At 73.2% G+C, this 17,545-nt stretch carries 12 protein-coding genes; 5 read left to right on the top strand and 7 right to left on the bottom strand.

The features are described 5' to 3' along the window. Positions 1-77: 77 nt before the first annotated feature. Positions 78-1,277, top strand: coding sequence for a helix-turn-helix domain-containing protein (locus ACIGO6_RS22615; RefSeq protein ID WP_399878844.1), 1,200 nt, complete (start codon positions 78-80; stop codon positions 1,275-1,277). A 164-nt stretch (positions 1,278-1,441) separates the two neighbouring features. Here ACIGO6_RS22615 and sucD read toward each other — a convergent pair whose 3' ends face one another. From sucD to ACIGO6_RS22585, 6 genes are all read right to left on the bottom strand, one after another. Then, positions 1,442-2,326, bottom strand: a complete 885-nt coding sequence (gene sucD / locus ACIGO6_RS22610) for a succinate--CoA ligase subunit alpha (RefSeq protein ID WP_356601891.1) — start codon at positions 2,324-2,326, stop codon at positions 1,442-1,444. 27 nt (positions 2,327-2,353) lie between these two features. Continuing rightward, positions 2,354-3,535, bottom strand: coding sequence for an ADP-forming succinate--CoA ligase subunit beta (gene sucC, locus ACIGO6_RS22605; RefSeq protein ID WP_351137457.1), 1,182 nt, complete (start codon positions 3,533-3,535; stop codon positions 2,354-2,356). Between the two features lie 875 nt (positions 3,536-4,410). Beyond that, complete coding sequence (locus tag ACIGO6_RS22600; RefSeq protein WP_399878842.1) at positions 4,411-5,412, bottom strand: hypothetical protein; 1,002 nt, start codon at positions 5,410-5,412, stop codon at positions 4,411-4,413. A gap of 129 nt (positions 5,413-5,541) precedes the next feature. Next, entirely contained in the window at positions 5,542-6,720 is a 1,179-nt protein-coding gene (locus ACIGO6_RS22595; RefSeq protein ID WP_399878840.1) for a VWA domain-containing protein, read from the bottom strand. Beyond that, entirely contained in the window at positions 6,717-9,224 is a 2,508-nt protein-coding gene (locus ACIGO6_RS22590) for a DUF5682 family protein (RefSeq protein ID WP_399878838.1), read from the bottom strand. The genes ACIGO6_RS22595 and ACIGO6_RS22590 overlap by 4 nt, the downstream gene beginning before the upstream one ends. 108 nt (positions 9,225-9,332) lie before the next feature. After that, entirely contained in the window at positions 9,333-10,472 is a 1,140-nt protein-coding gene (locus ACIGO6_RS22585; RefSeq protein ID WP_399878836.1) for an AAA family ATPase, read from the bottom strand. 130 nt (positions 10,473-10,602) lie between these two features. On the opposite strand from ACIGO6_RS22585, the gene ACIGO6_RS22580 reads away from it, so the two are divergent. After that, complete coding sequence (locus ACIGO6_RS22580; RefSeq protein ID WP_399878834.1) at positions 10,603-11,958, top strand: SWIM zinc finger family protein; 1,356 nt, start codon at positions 10,603-10,605, stop codon at positions 11,956-11,958. Positions 11,959-12,010: 52 nt separating this feature from the next. After that, positions 12,011-13,645 (top strand): DUF5691 domain-containing protein, encoded by a 1,635-nt coding sequence (locus ACIGO6_RS22575; RefSeq protein WP_399878832.1) that lies wholly within the window; start codon positions 12,011-12,013, stop codon positions 13,643-13,645. 179 nt (positions 13,646-13,824) lie between these two features. On the opposite strand, the gene ACIGO6_RS22570 is transcribed toward ACIGO6_RS22575, so the two are convergent. Further along, a complete protein-coding gene (locus ACIGO6_RS22570) occupies positions 13,825-14,241 on the bottom strand; it encodes a cobalamin B12-binding domain-containing protein (protein ID WP_055418278.1) in 417 nt (138 codons plus the stop codon). Positions 14,242-14,746: 505 nt separating this feature from the next. Between ACIGO6_RS22570 and ACIGO6_RS22565 the strand changes: the two genes are divergently transcribed. Together ACIGO6_RS22565 and ACIGO6_RS22560 are read left to right on the top strand one after the other, a co-directional pair. Next, entirely contained in the window at positions 14,747-15,727 is a 981-nt protein-coding gene (locus ACIGO6_RS22565; RefSeq protein WP_399878830.1) for a lipase family alpha/beta hydrolase, read from the top strand. Between the two features lie 207 nt (positions 15,728-15,934). Continuing rightward, the gene (locus ACIGO6_RS22560; protein ID WP_399878828.1) at positions 15,935-17,530 is read left to right on the top strand and encodes a peptidoglycan DD-metalloendopeptidase family protein; all 1,596 of its coding nucleotides are present in this window, start codon (positions 15,935-15,937) and stop codon (positions 17,528-17,530) included. The last annotated feature ends 15 nt before the right edge of the window (positions 17,531-17,545 follow it).

Below are 17,545 nucleotides of genomic sequence, written 5' to 3'. Positions count from 1 at the left end.
TTACGGGCGTAACGGGCGAAGCACCGCTGTGTCGCCCAATATATGGTTATGTACTTTTTCGTACGCAGGGGCGCCCTGTGACGCCGCGCCCTGCACCCCCGCTCCCCCCTCCCAAGACACGCCGGCACCTGCGCGAGGCCGCCGCGCTGACGCAGGCCGAGCTCGCGACGCGGCTGGGCGTCGGCCGCGGGACGGTCCGCGCGTGGGAGAGCGGCCGCACCACTCCGCGCGGCCGGAAACGGGAGGCGTACGCGGAGCTGCTGAACACCCTGGCGAAGGCGGAGGAAGAGGCAGCGGGGGCAGGGGCGGTGGAACCGACGCCGGAGGGCGAACCGGCGCCGGTGCCCGTCGTCGTGGCCGTCGGCACCGGACCGGCCGGCGCCTCGGAGAAGGGCACCGACATCCTCGTACGGCCCGCGAGGCCGCTGAACGTGGACGAGCAGCCGGTTCCGGTCGTTGAACCGGCACCCGCGCCCTCGGAGTTGACGCCCGCTCAGGCCTTCGACGCGCTCTACGAGTTCGGCGCCCCCGCCCTCGTACGGCAGACCTATCTGCTGACGGGCCGCCGGGAGCTGGCGCGCGAGTCCGTGGAGCGGGCCTTCCAGCACGCCTGGGAGCGCTGGCCCGAGGTGGCCCGCGACCGGGACCCGGTGGGCTGGGTGCGGGCGACGGCGTACGAGTACGCGCTCTCCCCCTGGCAACGGTTCCGCATGCGCCACCGGCACCCCGAGCCGCCGCCCGCCGACCCTTCCCACCGCGCCCTGCAGAACGCCCTGCTCCGGCTCCCCCCGCGGCATCGCCGCACGCTTCTGCTGTACGACGGTGTGGGCCTGGACCTGCCCGAGACGGCGGCGGAGACGGAGGCGAGCACCCCGGTGACGGCCGGTCGGCTCCTGCGCGCCCGCGAGGCCGTCGCCGGCCGGCTGCCCGAGCTGGCCGACCCGCAGGTGCTGCACCAGCGGCTGGCAGAGCTGGCGTCGGCCGAGCGGCTGCGGGCGGCCGGGCCCCCGGCGGTGCGGGCGGGCAGCGAACGCCGGGCACGGCTGATGACAAGGGTCGCGATCGCGCTCACGGTCGCCTTCATCGGGACGACGGCCCTGACCCTGCGCTCCGCGCCCACCCACTACGAACGGCCCGTGGCGCCGGGAGAGACGGTGCGCGGGGTGCCGCCCCGGGTCGCGCCGGGGGCCCTGTCGGACGAGGAGCTGGCGCTGCGGCAGAAGCTGCGGGACCAGTTGCAGGACGGTCCGGAGCGGCTGACGCCCCGGCTGGAGTGACACCGCCGGCACCCGGACGCCACACACCGGGGCGCCTCGCCGGGACGCCTCACCGGGACACTGCAGCAGGACACCTCACCGTACGCCGAGTGGCCCGCCCCCGATCGGGACGGGCCACTCGGCGTACGGCATCCGCTGGAAAGCGGTCGGCCTATGGGGCTGTGTCAGCCGGCGAGGATGGCGCGGGCCAGCTTCGCGGTCTCGGTCGGCGTCTTGCCGACCTTGACACCGGCGGCCTCCAGGGCCTCCTTCTTCGCCTGGGCGGTGCCGGACGAACCGGAGACGATGGCGCCGGCGTGGCCCATGGTCTTGCCCTCGGGCGCGGTGAAGCCCGCGACGTAGCCGACGACCGGCTTGGTCACGTTCTTCGAGATGTACTCCGCCGCACGCTCCTCGGCGTCGCCGCCGATCTCGCCGATCATGACGATCAGGTCGGTCTCGGGGTCGGCCTCGAACGCGGCGAGCGCGTCGATGTGCGTGGTGCCGATGATCGGGTCGCCACCGATGCCGACGGCGGTCGAGAAGCCGATGTCACGCAGCTCGTACATCATCTGGTACGTCAGCGTGCCGGACTTCGAGACCAGGCCGATGCGGCCCGGCTTGGTGATGTCGCCCGGGATGATGCCGACGTTGGACTGGCCCGGCGTGATGATGCCGGGGCAGTTCGGGCCGATGATCCGGGTCTTGTTGCCCTTCTTGCCGGCGTACGACCAGAAGGCGGCCGAGTCGTGCACGGCGATGCCCTCGGTGATCACGACGGCCAGCGGGATCTCGGCGTCGATGGCCTCGACGACGGCGTCCTTGGTGAACTTCTCCGGCACGAAGATGACGGAGACGTTGGCGCCGGTCTTCTCGATGGCCTCCTTGACGGTGCCGAAGACCGGTACCTCGGTGCCGTCGAAGTCCACGGAGGTACCCGCCTTGCGCGGGTTCACGCCGCCCACGACCTCGGTGCCGTCACCGAGCATGAGCTTGGTGTGCTTCATGCCGGTGGCGCCGGTCATGCCCTGGACGATGACCTTGCTGTCCTTGTTGAGCCAGATAGCCATGGTGTGTTCTGTCCTCGTCCTGAGTGCTTACTTGGCGGCGTGGGCCAGCTCGGCGGCCTTGTCGGCCGCGCCGTCCATGGTGTCGACGCGCTGGACCAGCGGGTGGTTGGCGTCGGTGAGGATCTTGCGGCCCAGCTCGGCGTTGTTGCCGTCGAGACGGACGACGAGCGGCTTCTCGACCTTCTCGCCGCGGTCCTCGAGGAGCTTCAGCGCCTGGACGATGCCGTTGGCGACCTCGTCGCAGGCGGTGATGCCGCCGAAGACGTTGACGAACACGGAGCGGACGTCCGGGTCGCCGAGGATGATCTCCAGGCCGTTCGCCATGACCTGGGCAGAGGCACCGCCACCGATGTCCAGGAAGTTGGCGGGCTTGACGTTGCCGTGCTTCTCACCGGCGTACGCGACGACGTCGAGGGTGCTCATGACGAGACCCGCGCCGTTGCCGATGATGCCGACCTCGCCGTCGAGCTTGACGTAGTTGAGGTTCTTCTCCTTGGCGGCGGCCTCGAGCGGGTTGGCCGCGGCCTTGTCGTGGAGGGCCTCGAAGTCGGGGTGACGGAACTCGGCGTTGTCGTCCAGCGACACCTTGCCGTCGAGGGCGATGACGTCGCCGGAGACGACCTTGGCCAGCGGGTTGACCTCGACCAGGAGGGCGTCCTCCTTGATGAAGGTGTCCCACAGCTTGACCAGGATGTCGGCGACCTTGTCGGCGACCTCGGCCGGGAAGTTCGCGGCCTCGACGATCTCGCGCGCCTTCTCCGGCGTCACGCCGTCGATCGCGTCGATCGGGGTCTTGGCGACGGCCTCCGGACGGGTGGCCGCCACCTCCTCGATCTCCATGCCGCCCTCGACGGAGGCGATGGAGAGGAAGGTGCGGTTGGCACGGTCGAGGAGGAAGGAGACGTAGTACTCCTCGACGATCTCGGGGGCCGTCTCGGCGATCATCACCTTGTGGACCGTGTGGCCCTTGATGTCCATGCCGAGGATGTCCGTCGCGCGGGCGACGGCCTCGTCCGCCGAGGCGGCCAGCTTCACGCCACCGGCCTTGCCGCGGCCACCGACCTTCACCTGGGCCTTGACGACGGACTTGCCGCCCAGACGCTCGGTGATCTCGCGCGCCGCCTCAGGCGTGTCGATGACTTCACCGGCCAGCACCGGTACATCGTGCTTGGCGAAGAGGTCCCTCGCCTGGTACTCGAACAGGTCCACGCGCTTCCGTCCCTATCAGTGATCTCGCGGTTCGTTGGATGCGTGGGCGTGCCGCGAAGGGCAACGTGACGTCCGCCGTGAGTCACAAGGGAGGCGCACACGGTGTCCGAGCGCGCGGCATGTCCGTCTCGCAGGTTATCGCCGCTTGCGGGGGGTCTCTAAATCGTGGGTCACACCTGAGCGGTGATGCCTGTCACATGATGCCGCGCTCACTGGCACGGGGTGCCGGGTGTGAGGGGTGGGCGGAGGTGGCTGGGGTGGGAGGGGAGACGCCGCGGGAGGGGACAGCGAGGCCGAGGGAGAGGGCCTCACCGGGCTGGGGTTGGCCCGGTGAGGCCCGATGGGCTCCCCGCAGGCCGCTCGGGTGCGGCGCTGCGGAGGGCGGGGCGGCTGGTCCCCACCCCAATGGGGACCAGCCGGCCCCGTCCGCGGGGTTCGGCCGGACGGAGGCCGACGGCTTTCGGCCGTCCGGGGCCTGCTGCTCCGCGGAGTCTGTGGGCCGCCGCGGTGATCGCGGTGCGGCGGGGTGCGGGGCGGGGCGGGGCGAGTGCGGCGGGGTGCGGTGCGGGCGTGTCGCGGGTGCCCTCGGCGTGAGGGCGCCGGGACGTCGCGGCGGCTGCGGCGGGGGCCGGTCATGGGCCGGCCGGGGCGTGGGCCGCCGCTGTGGTCGGTCGGCCGACGAGGACGACCGGGGAGGGCCGAGGCCGGACCGGCAGAGGACCGGGAACGGACGGCGACGGACCGGCAACGGGCCGGGGACGGACCGGAGGCCGACGGCCTCGAACGGGTGGTGCCGGCGGGCCTCTCCGCACCGCGCGGCGGGCCTCTCCGCACCGCGCGGCGCGCCTGCGACGGAGGATGCGCCGGCGTCTGTCCTAGGCCGGGGAGACCGGGATGTCCCGGTACCGCTCCCTGGTCTCGGTCACGTCGGCGCGCACCAGGGCACCGGGCACGAGCCGGAGCGGGAGCCGGTGCTGCGGAGTGACCGCGTGTGCGTCGCAGTGACGCGGAGTGCCGTTGTCGGCGCCGGACCCGGTGTCCAGGGCGCCGTCGGGGTCGCCGGGGGGTGCCTGGTGGACGGGGGCGTGTCCGGTGGGCGCGGGCACGGCGCTGCGGGTGTCGCCCTGCACTGCGGAGGGCACCGTCCCGGCGGCGACGGGGTCCGGCCCATACGCGACCGTCGCCGCGACTCCGTCGGAGACCGAGGGGTCGGAGGCAGGGGTGGCGGTGGCCGGGGAGTCGGAGGCCGGGGAGTCGGAGGCGTCGGTTTGGCCAGTGACCTCGGAGGTGCTCGGCTCCGAGGCCGTAGCACGGGGCGGCGACGCCGAGGGCGCCGAGCCGTCCGGCACCGTCCGGCCGGGGAGCCCCGTCAGGTCGGTCACGCCGGTCACGCCGGACGCCCCCGGCAGAGGCGCCGACGACGACAGCGAGGGCGGCGAGGGAGGGCGAGGCAGCGGCGGCAAGGCCGCGAGGGGCGGCACCTCCGCCCGCACGACCGCGCCGAGCCCCTCGGTCACCCTGGCCACCGTGTCGACCGTGTCGCCGACCGGCCGCACCACCCGGTCCTCCACGGACCGGACCGCACGCTCGGCCACCGGACGCAGCTCCGGCAACACCGCGCCGGCCGCCGGGACCGCTCCGCGGGAGTCCTGCGGGACGGAGGATTCCGGGCCCTCGACGGTGACGGCGCTGTCGACGACCCGGCCGACCACGTCCCTCACCCCCGGCGCCCCCTCGGCCGCCTGTGCCCGCTCTCCGCAGAGCACTCCGAGCACGAACAACCCGCCCACCAGCAGCGCCACGTGCAGCGCACGCCGCCCGGCCGCCCTGCGCATCACGCGCGGAGCGGCACCGGGCAGGACTGCTGACCAGACCAAGAGGGGAATTCCTCTCATGCGGCGGAACGGGGCCCGCGTCGCGGACACCCGACCACGCGGGCATCGAACAACGCATCGATACGACGCGCGATCCTCGCACGGGCCTCCGGAGGTTGCGCAAGTCCTCCGTTACCGATGGGTAGTCATGTCCGGTATCGGCAGCGGCCGCTTCTCGATCGCCGCCGCCATCACCTCCGGGAACAGATCGGGCGTGCAGGCGAAGGCCGGCGCGTCCAGCGCAGCGAGCGCTGCCGCGTGCTCCCGGTCGTACGCGGGCGCCCCCTCGTCGGACAGCGCCAGCAACGTCACGAACTGCACCCCCGCCGCCTTCATCGCCGCCACCCGCTTGAGCATTTCGTTCCGTATACCCCCCTCGTACAGGTCGCTGATCAGCACGACCACCGTTTCGGCGGGCCGGGTGATCTGCGACTGGCAGTACGCCAGCGCCCGGTTGATGTCCGTCCCCCCGCCGAGCCGGGTGCCGAAGAGCACGTCGACCGGGTCGTCGAGCTGGTCGGTGAGGTCAACGACCGCCGTGTCGAAGACGACGAGCCGGGTGCTGATGGACCGCATGGACGCCAGTACCGCGCCGAACACGGACGCGTACACGACGGATGCCGCCATCGAGCCCGACTGGTCGATACAGAGGACGACCTCCTTCTTCACGGACTGGGACGCCCGCCCGTACCCGATGAGCCGCTCCGGCACGATCGTCCGGTACTCGGGCAGGTAGTGCTTCAGGTTGGCCGCGATCGTACGGTTCCAGTCGATGTCGTGGTGCCGGGGCCGACTGACGCGGGCGCTGCGGTCGAGGGCCCCGGTGAGGGTCGCCCGGGTGCGGGTGGCGAGCCGCTTCTCCAGGTCCTCGACGACCTTGCGCACGACGGCCCGCGCCGTCTCCTTCGTCGTCTCCGGCATCGCCTTGTTGAGGGACAGCAGCGTGCCCACGAGGTGCACGTCGGCCTCCACTGCTTCGAGCATCTCCGGCTCCAGCAGGAGTGTGGCCAACCCGAGCCGGTCGATGGCGTCCCGCTGCATGACCTGCACGACGGAGGAGGGGAAGTAGGTCCGTATGTCCCCCAGCCAACGCGCCACGGCCGGCGCGGAGGCGCCGAGCCCCGCCGAACGGTCCCGTCCCGCCCGTGGTCCGTCCCCCTTTCCGTAGAGCGCGGTGAGCGCCCGGTCCATGGCGGCGTCCTGTCCGGAGAGCGCGCACCCGGTGCCGTCGGCCGGGTCACCGCCGAGCACGAGCCGCCACCGCCGCAGCCGTTCCTGTGCCGCGTCGACCACCCCTGGCTCGGTCGTCATGCGTCCACCCCCACGAGGTCGTTGTCGTCGGCGCCCGGCCGCAGACCCGTGCCGGGCCCGGCGGTTCGGGTACGCGCGTCCGCCGCGTCCGCCGTGCCTGCCGGGCCCGTCGCGTCCGCCGTAACCACCGTGTCCGCTGTGCTCGCCGCGTCCAGGCCCAGCAGCAGCCGGACCACCGGGAGCACGGCGTCGGCGCGCTCGGTGTCGAGCCCGGCCGCGAAGCCGGGTATGCCGGAACCGGCCGTCGTGACGCTCGCCCGCCGGTCGGGTCCGCGCCGGACCAGCTCGCCGAGGCTGCGGCGCACTCCCGGCTCGTACGCCGAGAAGGTGCGCCGCAGCAGCGGCAGCACGTCCGTGAACGCCTCCGCCGGTACGCCGGTCAGCCAGGCGTCCACCAGCGCGAGCAGCCGCTCGTCGTGGAGGAGGAGCATGCCACCGCCGGAGCCACCGCCGACGAAGCCCTCGATCCAGGCCGCCGCGTCCGACGGTGGCGTCCCCGGGGACAGCACCAGGCCCATGAGCCGCGCCGCCTCGTCCGGTGCGAGCTCCCCGTCGTCCAGCAGAAGTCGTACGGCGCGCCCGCGGATGACGCCGGGCACGGTGTCCCGCGTGGACAGGGTCCGCAGCACGGCCCGCCAGCGGGCGCGCAGGTCGCCGTGGCCCGGCGCGGGGGCGTCGCCGAGCAGGCCCACCGCCCCGTGCACGGCGTCCACGTGCCGGCGCATCCCCTCGGCCGCGTCGGCGTCCAGCGCCGCGCAGGCCGGAGGCAGGCCGACGAAGACCCGCTCGGCGAGGCCCGCGGCGACCTCGGCCAGCGCGCCGGTGTCGGTGCCGCGCACATCGCCGTAGCGCAGGGAGCGGACCAGGGCGGGCAGGGCCTGGACGAGGTGGCCGACTTCGGTGTCCAGCGCCGCGCGGTCGGCGAGGATCCGCATCACCGTGGGGAGCGTGCCGGGCAGTTCGGCCAGCAGACAGCGCTCGGCGAGCGCGGTGACGTCGGCGAGACCCTGCGCGGTGACGGCGTCCGCCTTGGCCCTTGCGGTCGCGGCGGCGAGCACGGTGGTGCCCCACACCCCGGCCTCGGCGACCCGCACCGACAGTTCCGGCTCCCACCGCAGTCGCCAGGTCTCCCGGAACGTGCCCGTGCTGCCCCGCGAGGCGGCCGGCTCACCCCATCCGACGCCGAGCAGCCGCAGCCGGTGCAGCAGTCTGCTCCGCCCGGCGTCGGTCTCCTTGCGCAGGTCCAGCTCGAGCTCCCGCTCCTGCGCCTCCGGCCTGAGCCGCAGCCGCCGCTGGATCCGGTCGAGGTCCCGCTGCAAGGGCACCGCGGGTGCCCCCGCGGGGACCTCCCCCAGCACGTCGCCCACCACCAGCCGGTCGTGCACGAGCGCCAGCGGCACGTCCGAGCCCTCGCACATCACCGCCCGTACGGCGTCCGTCGTCTCGCTCAGCCCGGGCAGTGGACGGCCGCGCATCACGGCGAGGGTCCCGGCCAGCCGCACCGCCTCGATCACATGTGCCGAGGAGACCGGCCTGTCCTCCTCCCGCAGCAGCCCGGCCACCTTGGTCAGCCACCGCTCCACCGGCCGGTCCGGGACGCCGAACAGATGCCCGTACCAACCCGGCGAGTCGATGCCCGCCCCGTATCCACTGACCCGGGACAGCCGGCGGTGGGTCCAGGGAACCCAGGTCAGGTCCACCTTGGCCTTGGGCAGGCCCCTGAGCAGTGCCCGGTCGGCGGCGACGGTGGTCCTGCGCCGCAGCGCGGGCACGTGCCAGGCCCCGCACACCACCGCCACGCCCCGGTCGAAGTCGCGTTGCGCCGCCCGCACCTGAAGCCGCATGTACGCCTCGCGCACGAGGTCCCGGTCGCGCCCTCCGCCCTCCTCCGTCTCCCGCAGCGCCCCCATGGCCTCCTCCAGCGCCGTGAACGGTGCGAACACGTCTCCTTCCCCTGCGCCCCGGTGCTCGACGACGTCCTCCCACCAGCGCTCCGGATCGTCGTAACCGGCGGCCTCGGCGAGGACGGCGAGGGGATCCACCCGGACGTCGGAGGAAGCGGCACCGGGTGCGCCGGGCTCGCCCCCCTCACCCTCCCCCGGCCCCGACCTCGGCTCCGGCTCCGGCTCCGGCTCCGGCCACGCCAGCGTGTGCGCGGCCGGAAGGTCGATGAAGCGGACCGGAACGTCGTGCTCCAAGGCCCAGCGGATGGCCACCCACTCCGGGGAGAACTCGGCCATCGGCCAGAAGGCCGAGCGACCGGGCTCGTCCACGGCGTGGGCCAGCAGCGCGACCGGCGGTCGCATGTCCTCGTCGGCGGCCAGCGGGATCAGGGCGTCGGCCTCGGGCGGCCCTTCGATCAGCACGACCCCCGGCCGGGCCGCCTCCAGTGCTGCCCGGACCGCCCGCGCCGACCCCGGCCCGTGGTGGCGCACGCCGAGCAGCAGCGGCCCCGCGCCCGACCCGCCGGGCCGGTCGCCCACGGGCCGGTCAATGCCCGTCACACGGTCCCCCTCGCCTACGCGTCCAGCTCGAGTCCTCGTCGTCCCCCGTCACACCGGCCACCGGGGCACCGGTCCGGAGCAGCGTCCGCGTCCACATCCGCATGCCGTTCACGCGCTCACCTCCCGGCAGGCCCGGTAGAAGTCCGACCAGCCGTCGCGCTCGCGGACGACCGTCTCCAGGTACTCCTGCCAGATGACGCGGTCGGCGGCGGGGTCGCGGACGACGGCGCCGAGGATGCCCGCGGCGACGTCGCCCGGCCGCAGCACCCCGTCACCGAAGTGCGCGGCCAGTGCCAGACCGTTGGTGACGACCGAGATGGCCTCCGCCGTCGACAGCGTGCCGCTGGGCGACTTCACCTTCGTACGCCCGTCGGTCGTCAGCCCGTCGCGCAGCTCGCGGAAGACGGTGACGACCCTGCGGATCTCGTCGATGCCGTCGGGCGCGGTCGGCAGATCGAGGGAACGGCCGATCTGGTCGACGCGGCGCGAGACGATGTCGACCTCGGCCTCGGCGCTCGCCGGCAGCGGCAGCACCACGGTGTTGAAGCGGCGGCGCAGGGCGCTGGACAGGTCGTTGACCCCGCGGTCGCGGTCGTTGGCGGTGGCAATCAGGTTGAAGCCGCGGACCGCCAGCACCTCCTGGCCGAGTTCCGGTATAGGCAGGGTCTTCTCCGACAGGATCGTGATGAGCGTGTCCTGCACGTCGGCCGGAATGCGGGTCAGTTCCTCCACGCGGGCCGTCGTGCCCTCCGCCATGGCCCGCATCACCGGGCTGGGCACGAGGGCGTCCCGGCTGGGACCGTGGGCGAGCAGCCGCGCGTAGTTCCACCCGTACCGGATCGCCTCTTCCGGGGTGCCGGCCGTCCCCTGCACCAACAGGGTCGAGTCGCCGCTCACCGCTGCGGCGAGGTGCTCGGACACCCAGGTCTTCGCGGTGCCGGGCACGCCCAGCAGGAGCAGCGCACGGTCGGTGGCGAGCGTGCTGACGGCGACCTCGACGATACGGCGCGGGCCCACGTACTTCGGGGTGATCACCGTGCCGTCGGGCAGGGTGCCGCCGAGCAGATAGGTGGCAACCGCCCACGGCGACAGCTTCCAACGGGCCGGACGCGGGTGGTCGTCCTGCGCGGCCAACGCGGCGAGCTCGGCCGCGAAGGCCTGCTCGGCGTGCGGCCGCAACGCCTCCGCTTCGGGCGCGGACCCGTTCTGGCCCGGGACGACGGATGTCGGTTCTACGGACACAGGCATGGCTGATTCCCCCTCCAGCTCGGCCGGTTCGATCTGCATCCACGGTGCACCACGCCACTGACAATCGCTCTGACCTGCACAAACGCCCGAGCTCGGCTGATTGTCAGTGGGAGGATCTACCTTCGATGGCATGACTCAGCAGGGGGTGCGCTGGACCGCGGACCAGGTGCTGGCACTGGCGCCTGACGTCGCGTCACGCAAAGCGGGGAGCAAACTCGGCACGACCGGGCCGTGGTCCGAGGTGGGGTGTTCCGACGAAGGGGCGGTGTGGGGGCAGTGCAGGGGCAGCGGCAGCACGCCGTATCGGACGGTCGTCGACGTCGCGGGCGGGTCCGGGCCCGCCTACAAGTGCAGTTGTCCGAGCCGCAAGTTCCCGTGCAAGCACGCGCTCGGGCTGCTGTTGCTCTGGGCGGGCGGAGGCGGTGCGGCTCCGGAGGCGAAGGCGCCGGACTGGGCGGAGCAGTGGATCACGGGACGGCGTGAGCGCGGAGAGGAGAAGGGGGCGGCGGACTCGTCCGGTTCCGTGACCGGGCCGAGCGACCCGGAGGCGGCGCGGCGCCGGGCGGAGCGAAGGGCCGAGCGGATCACCGCGGGCGCGACGGAGTTGGAGCAGCGGCTCGCGGACCTCCTGCGCGGAGGCCTGGCCGGCGCGGAACAGTCCGGTTACGGGCTATGGGAGGAGACGGCGGCCCGCATGGTCGACGCCCAGGCGTCCGGGCTGGCCGCGCGCGTAAGGGAGTTGGGGGCCATACCGTCGTCCGGGCCCGGCTGGCCGGTCCGGCTGCTGGAGGAGTGCGCCCTTCTCCATCTCCTCGACCGGGGCTGGCTGCACCGCGAGCGGCTGCCGGACGCGCTGGCGGCGACGGTCCGCTCACGCGTCGGCCTGTCCGCGCCGGCGGACGGCCCTCCGCTGCGGGACCGCTGGCTGGTCCTCGCCCAGTACGACACCTCGGACGCACGACTGACGACCCGTAGGGTCTGGTTGTACGGCGCGGAGTCGGACCGCGCCGCACTGCTCCTCTCCTACGGCGCCGCGGGCCGGGCTCCGGAGTTGGCGCTGCCGGTGGGGCTCGTCCTGGACGCCGAGGTGTCGGCGTATCCGGGTGCCGGTCAGCAGCGAGCGGCCCTGGGGAAGCAGTTCGCGCCGCCCGCGCCCGCGGAGATACGCCCGCGGGGGGTGACGACGTCCCAGGCGGCCGTGCGTTACGGCGAGGCCCTCCGCGACGACCCGTGGCTCGAGTCGGTCCCGGTGACCCTGCAAGAGGTCGTCCCGGTACCGGACGGCGACTCGTGGCAGCTTGCGGACGCCGACGGGGACACGGCGCTGCCGCTCGCCCCGGTGCCCGGCAACCGCCCGGGGCTGTGGCGCCTGGTCGCCCTGTCGGGCGGCGCCCCTGTCAAGGTCTTCGGCGAGTGCGGCCACCGCGGCTTCACTCCGCTGACTGCCTGGCCGACCGGACCGGGACCGGCGGTGCCGCTGTGCTGACTCGCCCGACGGAAGACCGCGCGGAAGACCGGCCGTACCGGAAAGGAACCGCATGACCAGGACACCCGCTGTCGCTGACGCGCCCGCACCGGGCGTCTGGGAGGAGCTCGTCACCGCGGCACTGCTCGGCACGGAACGGCGCACTCCCCCGGGCTGCGAGCCCGGCCTCGGCGCCCCGGCGGCGCTGCTGGACGCCGCTGCCGCGGAGACAGTCCGCCGACGCGCCGGACTGCGCCCGGCCCACGCGGCCCGGCGTCCCGACCCGGCCCCCGAAGACCCCCGCCCACCCCTGCCGGACGCGGCCGCCCGCCGGCTCACGATGCTGCTCACCGACCGCCCCGGTGCGGCGGGCGGCGGCCGCAGGGGCAGCGCGCCCGACCTGATGGAGCTACTGCCCCAGTGGCTGGCGACGGCGAACGCCCGCGGTTTCGCGGCACCGCCCGAAGCTCTTCCGGCCCTCCTGGACGCGGCCCGGGGACGCACGGACCTGCGGCCGGCGGCGTTGACGTTCGCCGGGCCCCGAGCCCTGTGGCTGGCCCGGCTGAACCCGGACTGGCGCTTCGCCCTGCGTGCGACGTCGGGCGGGGGCACCGCACTGCCCGACCCCAGTGCCACCGAGGGTGCCACGGAGCGGGTGCGGCGGCTCTGGGCGGAGGGCCTGTTCGCCGAGCGCGTCGCCCTGCTGACGTCCCTGCGCGCCCGCGACCCCGACGGTGCCCGTGAGCTGCTCGCCTCGACCTGGGCGACGGAGCGGGCCGAAGACCGGCTGATGTTCCTCGACTCGCTGCGCACGGGGCTGGAGTCGGCCGACGAGCCGTTCCTGGAACAGGCGCTGGCCGACCGCAGCCGCAATGTGCGGGCGACGGCGGCCGAGTTGCTGTCGGCTCTCCCTGATTCGGCGCTCGCCACGCGTATGGCGGCCCGGGCCGTGACGTGCGTGTCCCTCGACCGCACGCTGGATCCACCGGCGATCGCGGTCGAGGCACCCCACGAGTGCGACGCGGGCATGGAGCGGGACGGTGTCGTGGCCAAGCCGCCCAGCGGGCGCGGCGAACGATCGTGGTGGTTCGGCCAGTTGGCGGAGGCGGCACCACTGGGCATCTGGTCCGCGCGGCTCGGCGGACGCACCCCCGAGCAGATCGTGGCCCTTCCGGTGACGGACGACTGGCAGAGCGAACTGCACGCGGCGTGGTGCCGCGCCGCGGTGCGGCAGCGGGACGGGGACTGGGCAAGAGCCCTGCTGGGAGCACCCACGGCGCCCGAGGCCGGGGGTCCGGGCGCGGTGTCCCTGGCCGAGCGGGCCAAACTGCTCGGCACGCTGGACGCCGGTGAACGGGCGGAGTGGGTAGCCGGGTTCATCGCGACGCACGGTCTGTCCGAGGCGTTCCAGCTGCTCGGCATGTGCGGGGTGCCGTGGGCGCCGTCGCTCGGACGGGCGGTGGTCGACGCACTCAACATCGCCCGTGACGCCGGAAGCTACCCGTGGAGCTTCAGCGGCGTCATGGGCCTGGCCGAACGCTGCCTCGACCCCTCGGAGGCGGGCCGCCTCGACGGCCTGCTGGCGATACCGGACGAGCCGGAGGACGCGTCGCCGGGGGCCGGGGGGTACTGGGCGGAGGCGTTCCAGCGCCTCGTCACGACGTTGCGCTTGCGCGCGGCGATGGCCGAGGAACTGGGGGCGGACTAGGGGCGGCTGCGTGGGGCGCGGGCACCCCGGGACAGTCCCGCGGCGCCGGGCGCCGGCGCCCGGTCCGCGCGATCCGGAGCCGACGAGCCGCAGCACGCGTCCGGACCGCCCCGGCTGCCCCGCCGCCCGCTACCCCGGGCCGCCGGCGCGCCTGCCGTCGGCCGTCCGCCGTCGGCCGGCTACGCCTCCGCCGGCTCCCGCACATTGGCCCGTACCCAGTCCACGATCGACGCCGTCGTCGCGCCGGGCGTGAAGATCTCCGCGACACCCTTCTCCTTCAGCGGGGCGATGTCCGCCTCCGGGATGATCCCGCCGCCGAAGACCAGGATGTCCGCCGCGTCCCGCTCCCTGAGCAGCTCGATCACAGCGGCGAAGAGCGTGTTGTGCGCACCGGAGAGGATGGACAGCCCGATGGCGTCCGCGTCCTCCTGGATCGCGGTGTCCACGATCTGCTCGGGTGTCTGGTGGAGCCCGGTGTAGATGACCTCCATACCGGCGTCGCGCAGCGCCCGCGCGATCACCTTGGCCCCGCGATCGTGGCCGTCGAGCCCCGGCTTGGCCACCACCACGCGGATCGGACCGGCTGCCACACCCATCACTGCCTCCATGAAGCGACTACATCCATCCGTACCGACAAGTACCGCACACTTCGCCGACGCCGTACACAGGAGCACGGCGGGCATAGAAGGCACATTGCGCGCAATGTGCACAACACGCACCACATGCACAAAGTGCACACGCCTTGCGGCGCGGACGCCCCGCACCACACCGTCCGGGGAAGTGAACGAACGTTATCGCCAGCATCCCGCAACCGGCAGTTTCGCGGTGGATACAGAGGGGGAAATCACACAGTGGGACACGTTCGCCGCGCACCGCACAAGGGCGCGGCGGCATCACGCGCACGGAGAGCCGCGGCGAGGGCAGGACCGGGCAGCAGCGGGCCTCGCGCCGTATCACCGACACCACGGGGCAAGAGACCACTGATACGGCACCTCTGTATGGGTTAAACCTCGCAAACCTCACCCCTCACTGGTGTCACGGCACTCCAACGAGGGCACACGGGGGGCAGAGGCGTTCCGCGTGCCGACAGGAGGTCGGCCAATGAAGGTCACCACGGCAGCACTGCCCCTTCTCCCGCTCTGTCAGCGTCTTCTGCCGGCTCTGCCGGGCCTGTCGGCCCTGCCGGCGCTCCCGGGACTGCCGGGAATCCCCGCCAGACTGACCGGACTCTCCCTGACCTTCCTCAAGGCAACCGCCCTGGAGGTCGCGATCCTCGCCGGGCATCTCCTGCTCTATCCCTCGGGGATCGTCCAGGAGCGCCGACCCGCCGTCTCCCGCCTCCCGTCGGCAGGCTCCCGGGACCCGCAGCCCTCCCCTCCCGCTCCCCGGCTGCCGGCCCGCACCAGCCCCCCGGTCGTCCTGCTGCACGGCTTCATCGACAACCGCTCGGTCTTCCTGCTCCTGCGCCGCAGCCTGGCCCAGCACGGCCGGCACCAGATCGAGTCGCTGAACTACTCACCCCTGACCTGCGACATCCGCACCGCTGCCGAGCTGCTCGGCCGGCACATAGAGGAGATCTGCGAGCGGACGGGCAGCGAGCGCGTCGACGTCGTCGGGCACAGCCTCGGCGGGCTGATCGCGCGGTACTACGTGCAGCGGCTCGGCGGAGACCTCCGCGTGCGGACGCTCGTCACGCTCGGCACCCCTCACACCGGCACCCGGGTGGTCCCGCTGGCGAACGCGCACCCGATCGTGCGCCAGATGCGCCCCGGTTCCGCGGTGCTCGAGGAGCTGAACCGGCCCGCACCCGGCTGCCGTACGCAGTTCGTCAGCTTCTGGAGCGACCTGGACCGCGTGATGGACCCGCTGGAAACAGCCTGCCTCGACCACCCCGACCTGACGGTGCAGAACGTGCGGGTGAGCGGCATCGGCCACCTCGCCCTGCCCGTGCACCCCGCCGTGGCCACCGGGATCCGGCAGGCCCTCGACACCCTCGAGACGGAGACCGACGCCGAGAGGCAGACAGGTTCGGAAACGGCTTCCGCCACGGGCAAACGCACCGGCGGCCTGACGGTCGCCTGAGCCCGAAATTCGGCCGCCACCACCCGATCGACATCGAACGAATTTCGAACACAAAGCCAAACTCGTGCCCGCCGTCCCCCAAAACACGGCCGATTGCCCGTTTCCTGCGCCCACGAAACCTGACGAAGATTGTCGTGCCCGTATACCGCCGGGTACAGTCGCCGCACTGCTCTGGCAGCCCCTGTTGTCGAGGCGAAAGAGAAGTTGGTGAACGACCGTCACCCGTCGGGGAGCACGCCCGCCCCGGCCGCGGCTTCCGACGCCGCCCCGGCGCACTACGCGTCGTACGGCACACAGGAGGCCCCGTACGGCGACCTCACCACGTACGGCGGCTATGACACCACCGGTTTTTCCACCGGCGGCCCCGCCACGGCGACCTTCGACGCGGACCCCCTCTTCGGCGACCTCCTGCACCAGGCCACCGGCAGTTACGACGCCACGGGCTCGTACGACACCACGGGCACCTATGACGCCACCGGCACGTACAGCACCACCGGCACGTACGACACCACCGGCACGTACGACACCACCCAGTGGTCCACCGGCAGCGGGCAGGTCCTGAACTACGACGCCTACGCGGCCCAGCACCACACCGCCTACGACACCGGCGCCTACGACACGACCACGTGGACGGCCGGTTTCCAGCAGGCCGCGACCGTGCCGCCGCAGGCCACCGCCGCCGAGGCCACCGGACAGTGGGACACCGGCGCCTGGGCCCGGCCCGACCAGACGGACAACGCCGCCGACCAGACCCAGCAGTGGGACTGGGGCACGCAGACCTTCGAAGCGGGCACCTTCGATACCGGCGCCTACGACGCCACCCAGTGGAACTCGGACGGCACCACGGCGGACGCGCCCGCGCCGAACGAGCCCGAACCGGCGGAGAACACCGCGCCGGACACCCCACCACCCGCCGAGGAACCCGCCGCGCACGACGACGAGTTGGCCGCGACCGGCGAACTCCCCACCGTGCCCCCTCTCCTCGAGGGCCAGGAAGAGATCACCCCGGCAGCCCGCGTCCCTTCCCCCCGCACCGCCTCCCGCGGCGGGGCGCGTTCCCGCCGCCGCCAGCCCGCCAAGCGCTCGGCGCTGCTGACCATCGCCGTGCCGTCGGCCTGCGTGATGAGCGTCGCCGGTATCGCCGCCGCCTCCGTAGGCCTGACCGGCGACGACGGCACGGAGACCACGGCGTCGGCGGCGGACCCGGCCGACGCGGGCGCGGCCCCGGTGAAACCGTCCGCCGCCAACAACAAGCTGGACACGCAGCTCACCAGCCTCGCCGCCGGGGCCGACGACTTCGCCGACCGGGCCAGCCGGACGCAGGAGCGCATCGACCTCAAGGCCCAGCAGGCCGCCGAGAAGAAGCGGGCGGCTCAGGAGGCGGCCCGCAAGGAGCGGCTGCGCCCCAAGTTCGCCCTCCCGGTCGCGGAGCACGGCCTCAGCGCGTACTACGGCCAGGCCGGCATCAACTGGATGTCCGTGCACAGCGGCATCGACTTCCCCGTGTCGTATGGCACGAAGGTGATGGCCGCGACCGACGGCACGGTCAGCACGCAGTACAACAGCGCGTACGGCAACATGATGATCGTGACCGCGAAGGACGGCACGGAGACGTGGTACTGCCACCTCTCCACCTACCAGGTCGCCCCCGGTACGACGGTGAAGGCCGGCGACACGATCGCGTTCTCCGGCGACTCGGGCAACTCGACCGGCCCGCACCTGCACTTCGAGGTGCGCCCCTCGGGCGGCTCGGCGATCGACCCGCTGTCGTGGCTGCGCAGCCACGGCCTGGACCCGTCGTGACGCCGTAACGTCTCA

Origin of the sequence: Streptomyces sp. NPDC053750, from assembly GCF_044544295.1 — a bacterium.
GTDB lineage: Bacteria > Actinomycetota > Actinomycetes > Streptomycetales > Streptomycetaceae > Streptomyces.
The sequence above is the reverse complement of the archived record's forward strand: the minus strand, read 5'-3'. Positions and strand labels throughout refer to the sequence as shown.

Bases quoted from the DNA above. Each gene is read 5' to 3' on its own strand.
- sucD (WP_356601891.1), bottom strand. From the start codon at position 2,326: ATGGCTATCTGGCTCAACAAGGACAGCAAGGTCATCGTCCAGGGCATG.
- ACIGO6_RS22595 (WP_399878840.1), bottom strand. From the start codon at position 6,720: ATGACGACCGAGCCAGGGGTGGTCGACGCGGCACAGGAACGGCTGCGG.
- ACIGO6_RS22570 (WP_055418278.1), bottom strand. From the start codon at position 14,241: ATGGGTGTGGCAGCCGGTCCGATCCGCGTGGTGGTGGCCAAGCCGGGG.
- ACIGO6_RS22585 (WP_399878836.1), bottom strand. From the start codon at position 10,472: ATGCCTGTGTCCGTAGAACCGACATCCGTCGTCCCGGGCCAGAACGGG.
- ACIGO6_RS22575 (WP_399878832.1), top strand. From the start codon at position 12,011: ATGACCAGGACACCCGCTGTCGCTGACGCGCCCGCACCGGGCGTCTGG.
- ACIGO6_RS22580 (WP_399878834.1), top strand. From the start codon at position 10,603: ATGACTCAGCAGGGGGTGCGCTGGACCGCGGACCAGGTGCTGGCACTG.
- ACIGO6_RS22565 (WP_399878830.1), top strand. From the start codon at position 14,747: ATGAAGGTCACCACGGCAGCACTGCCCCTTCTCCCGCTCTGTCAGCGT.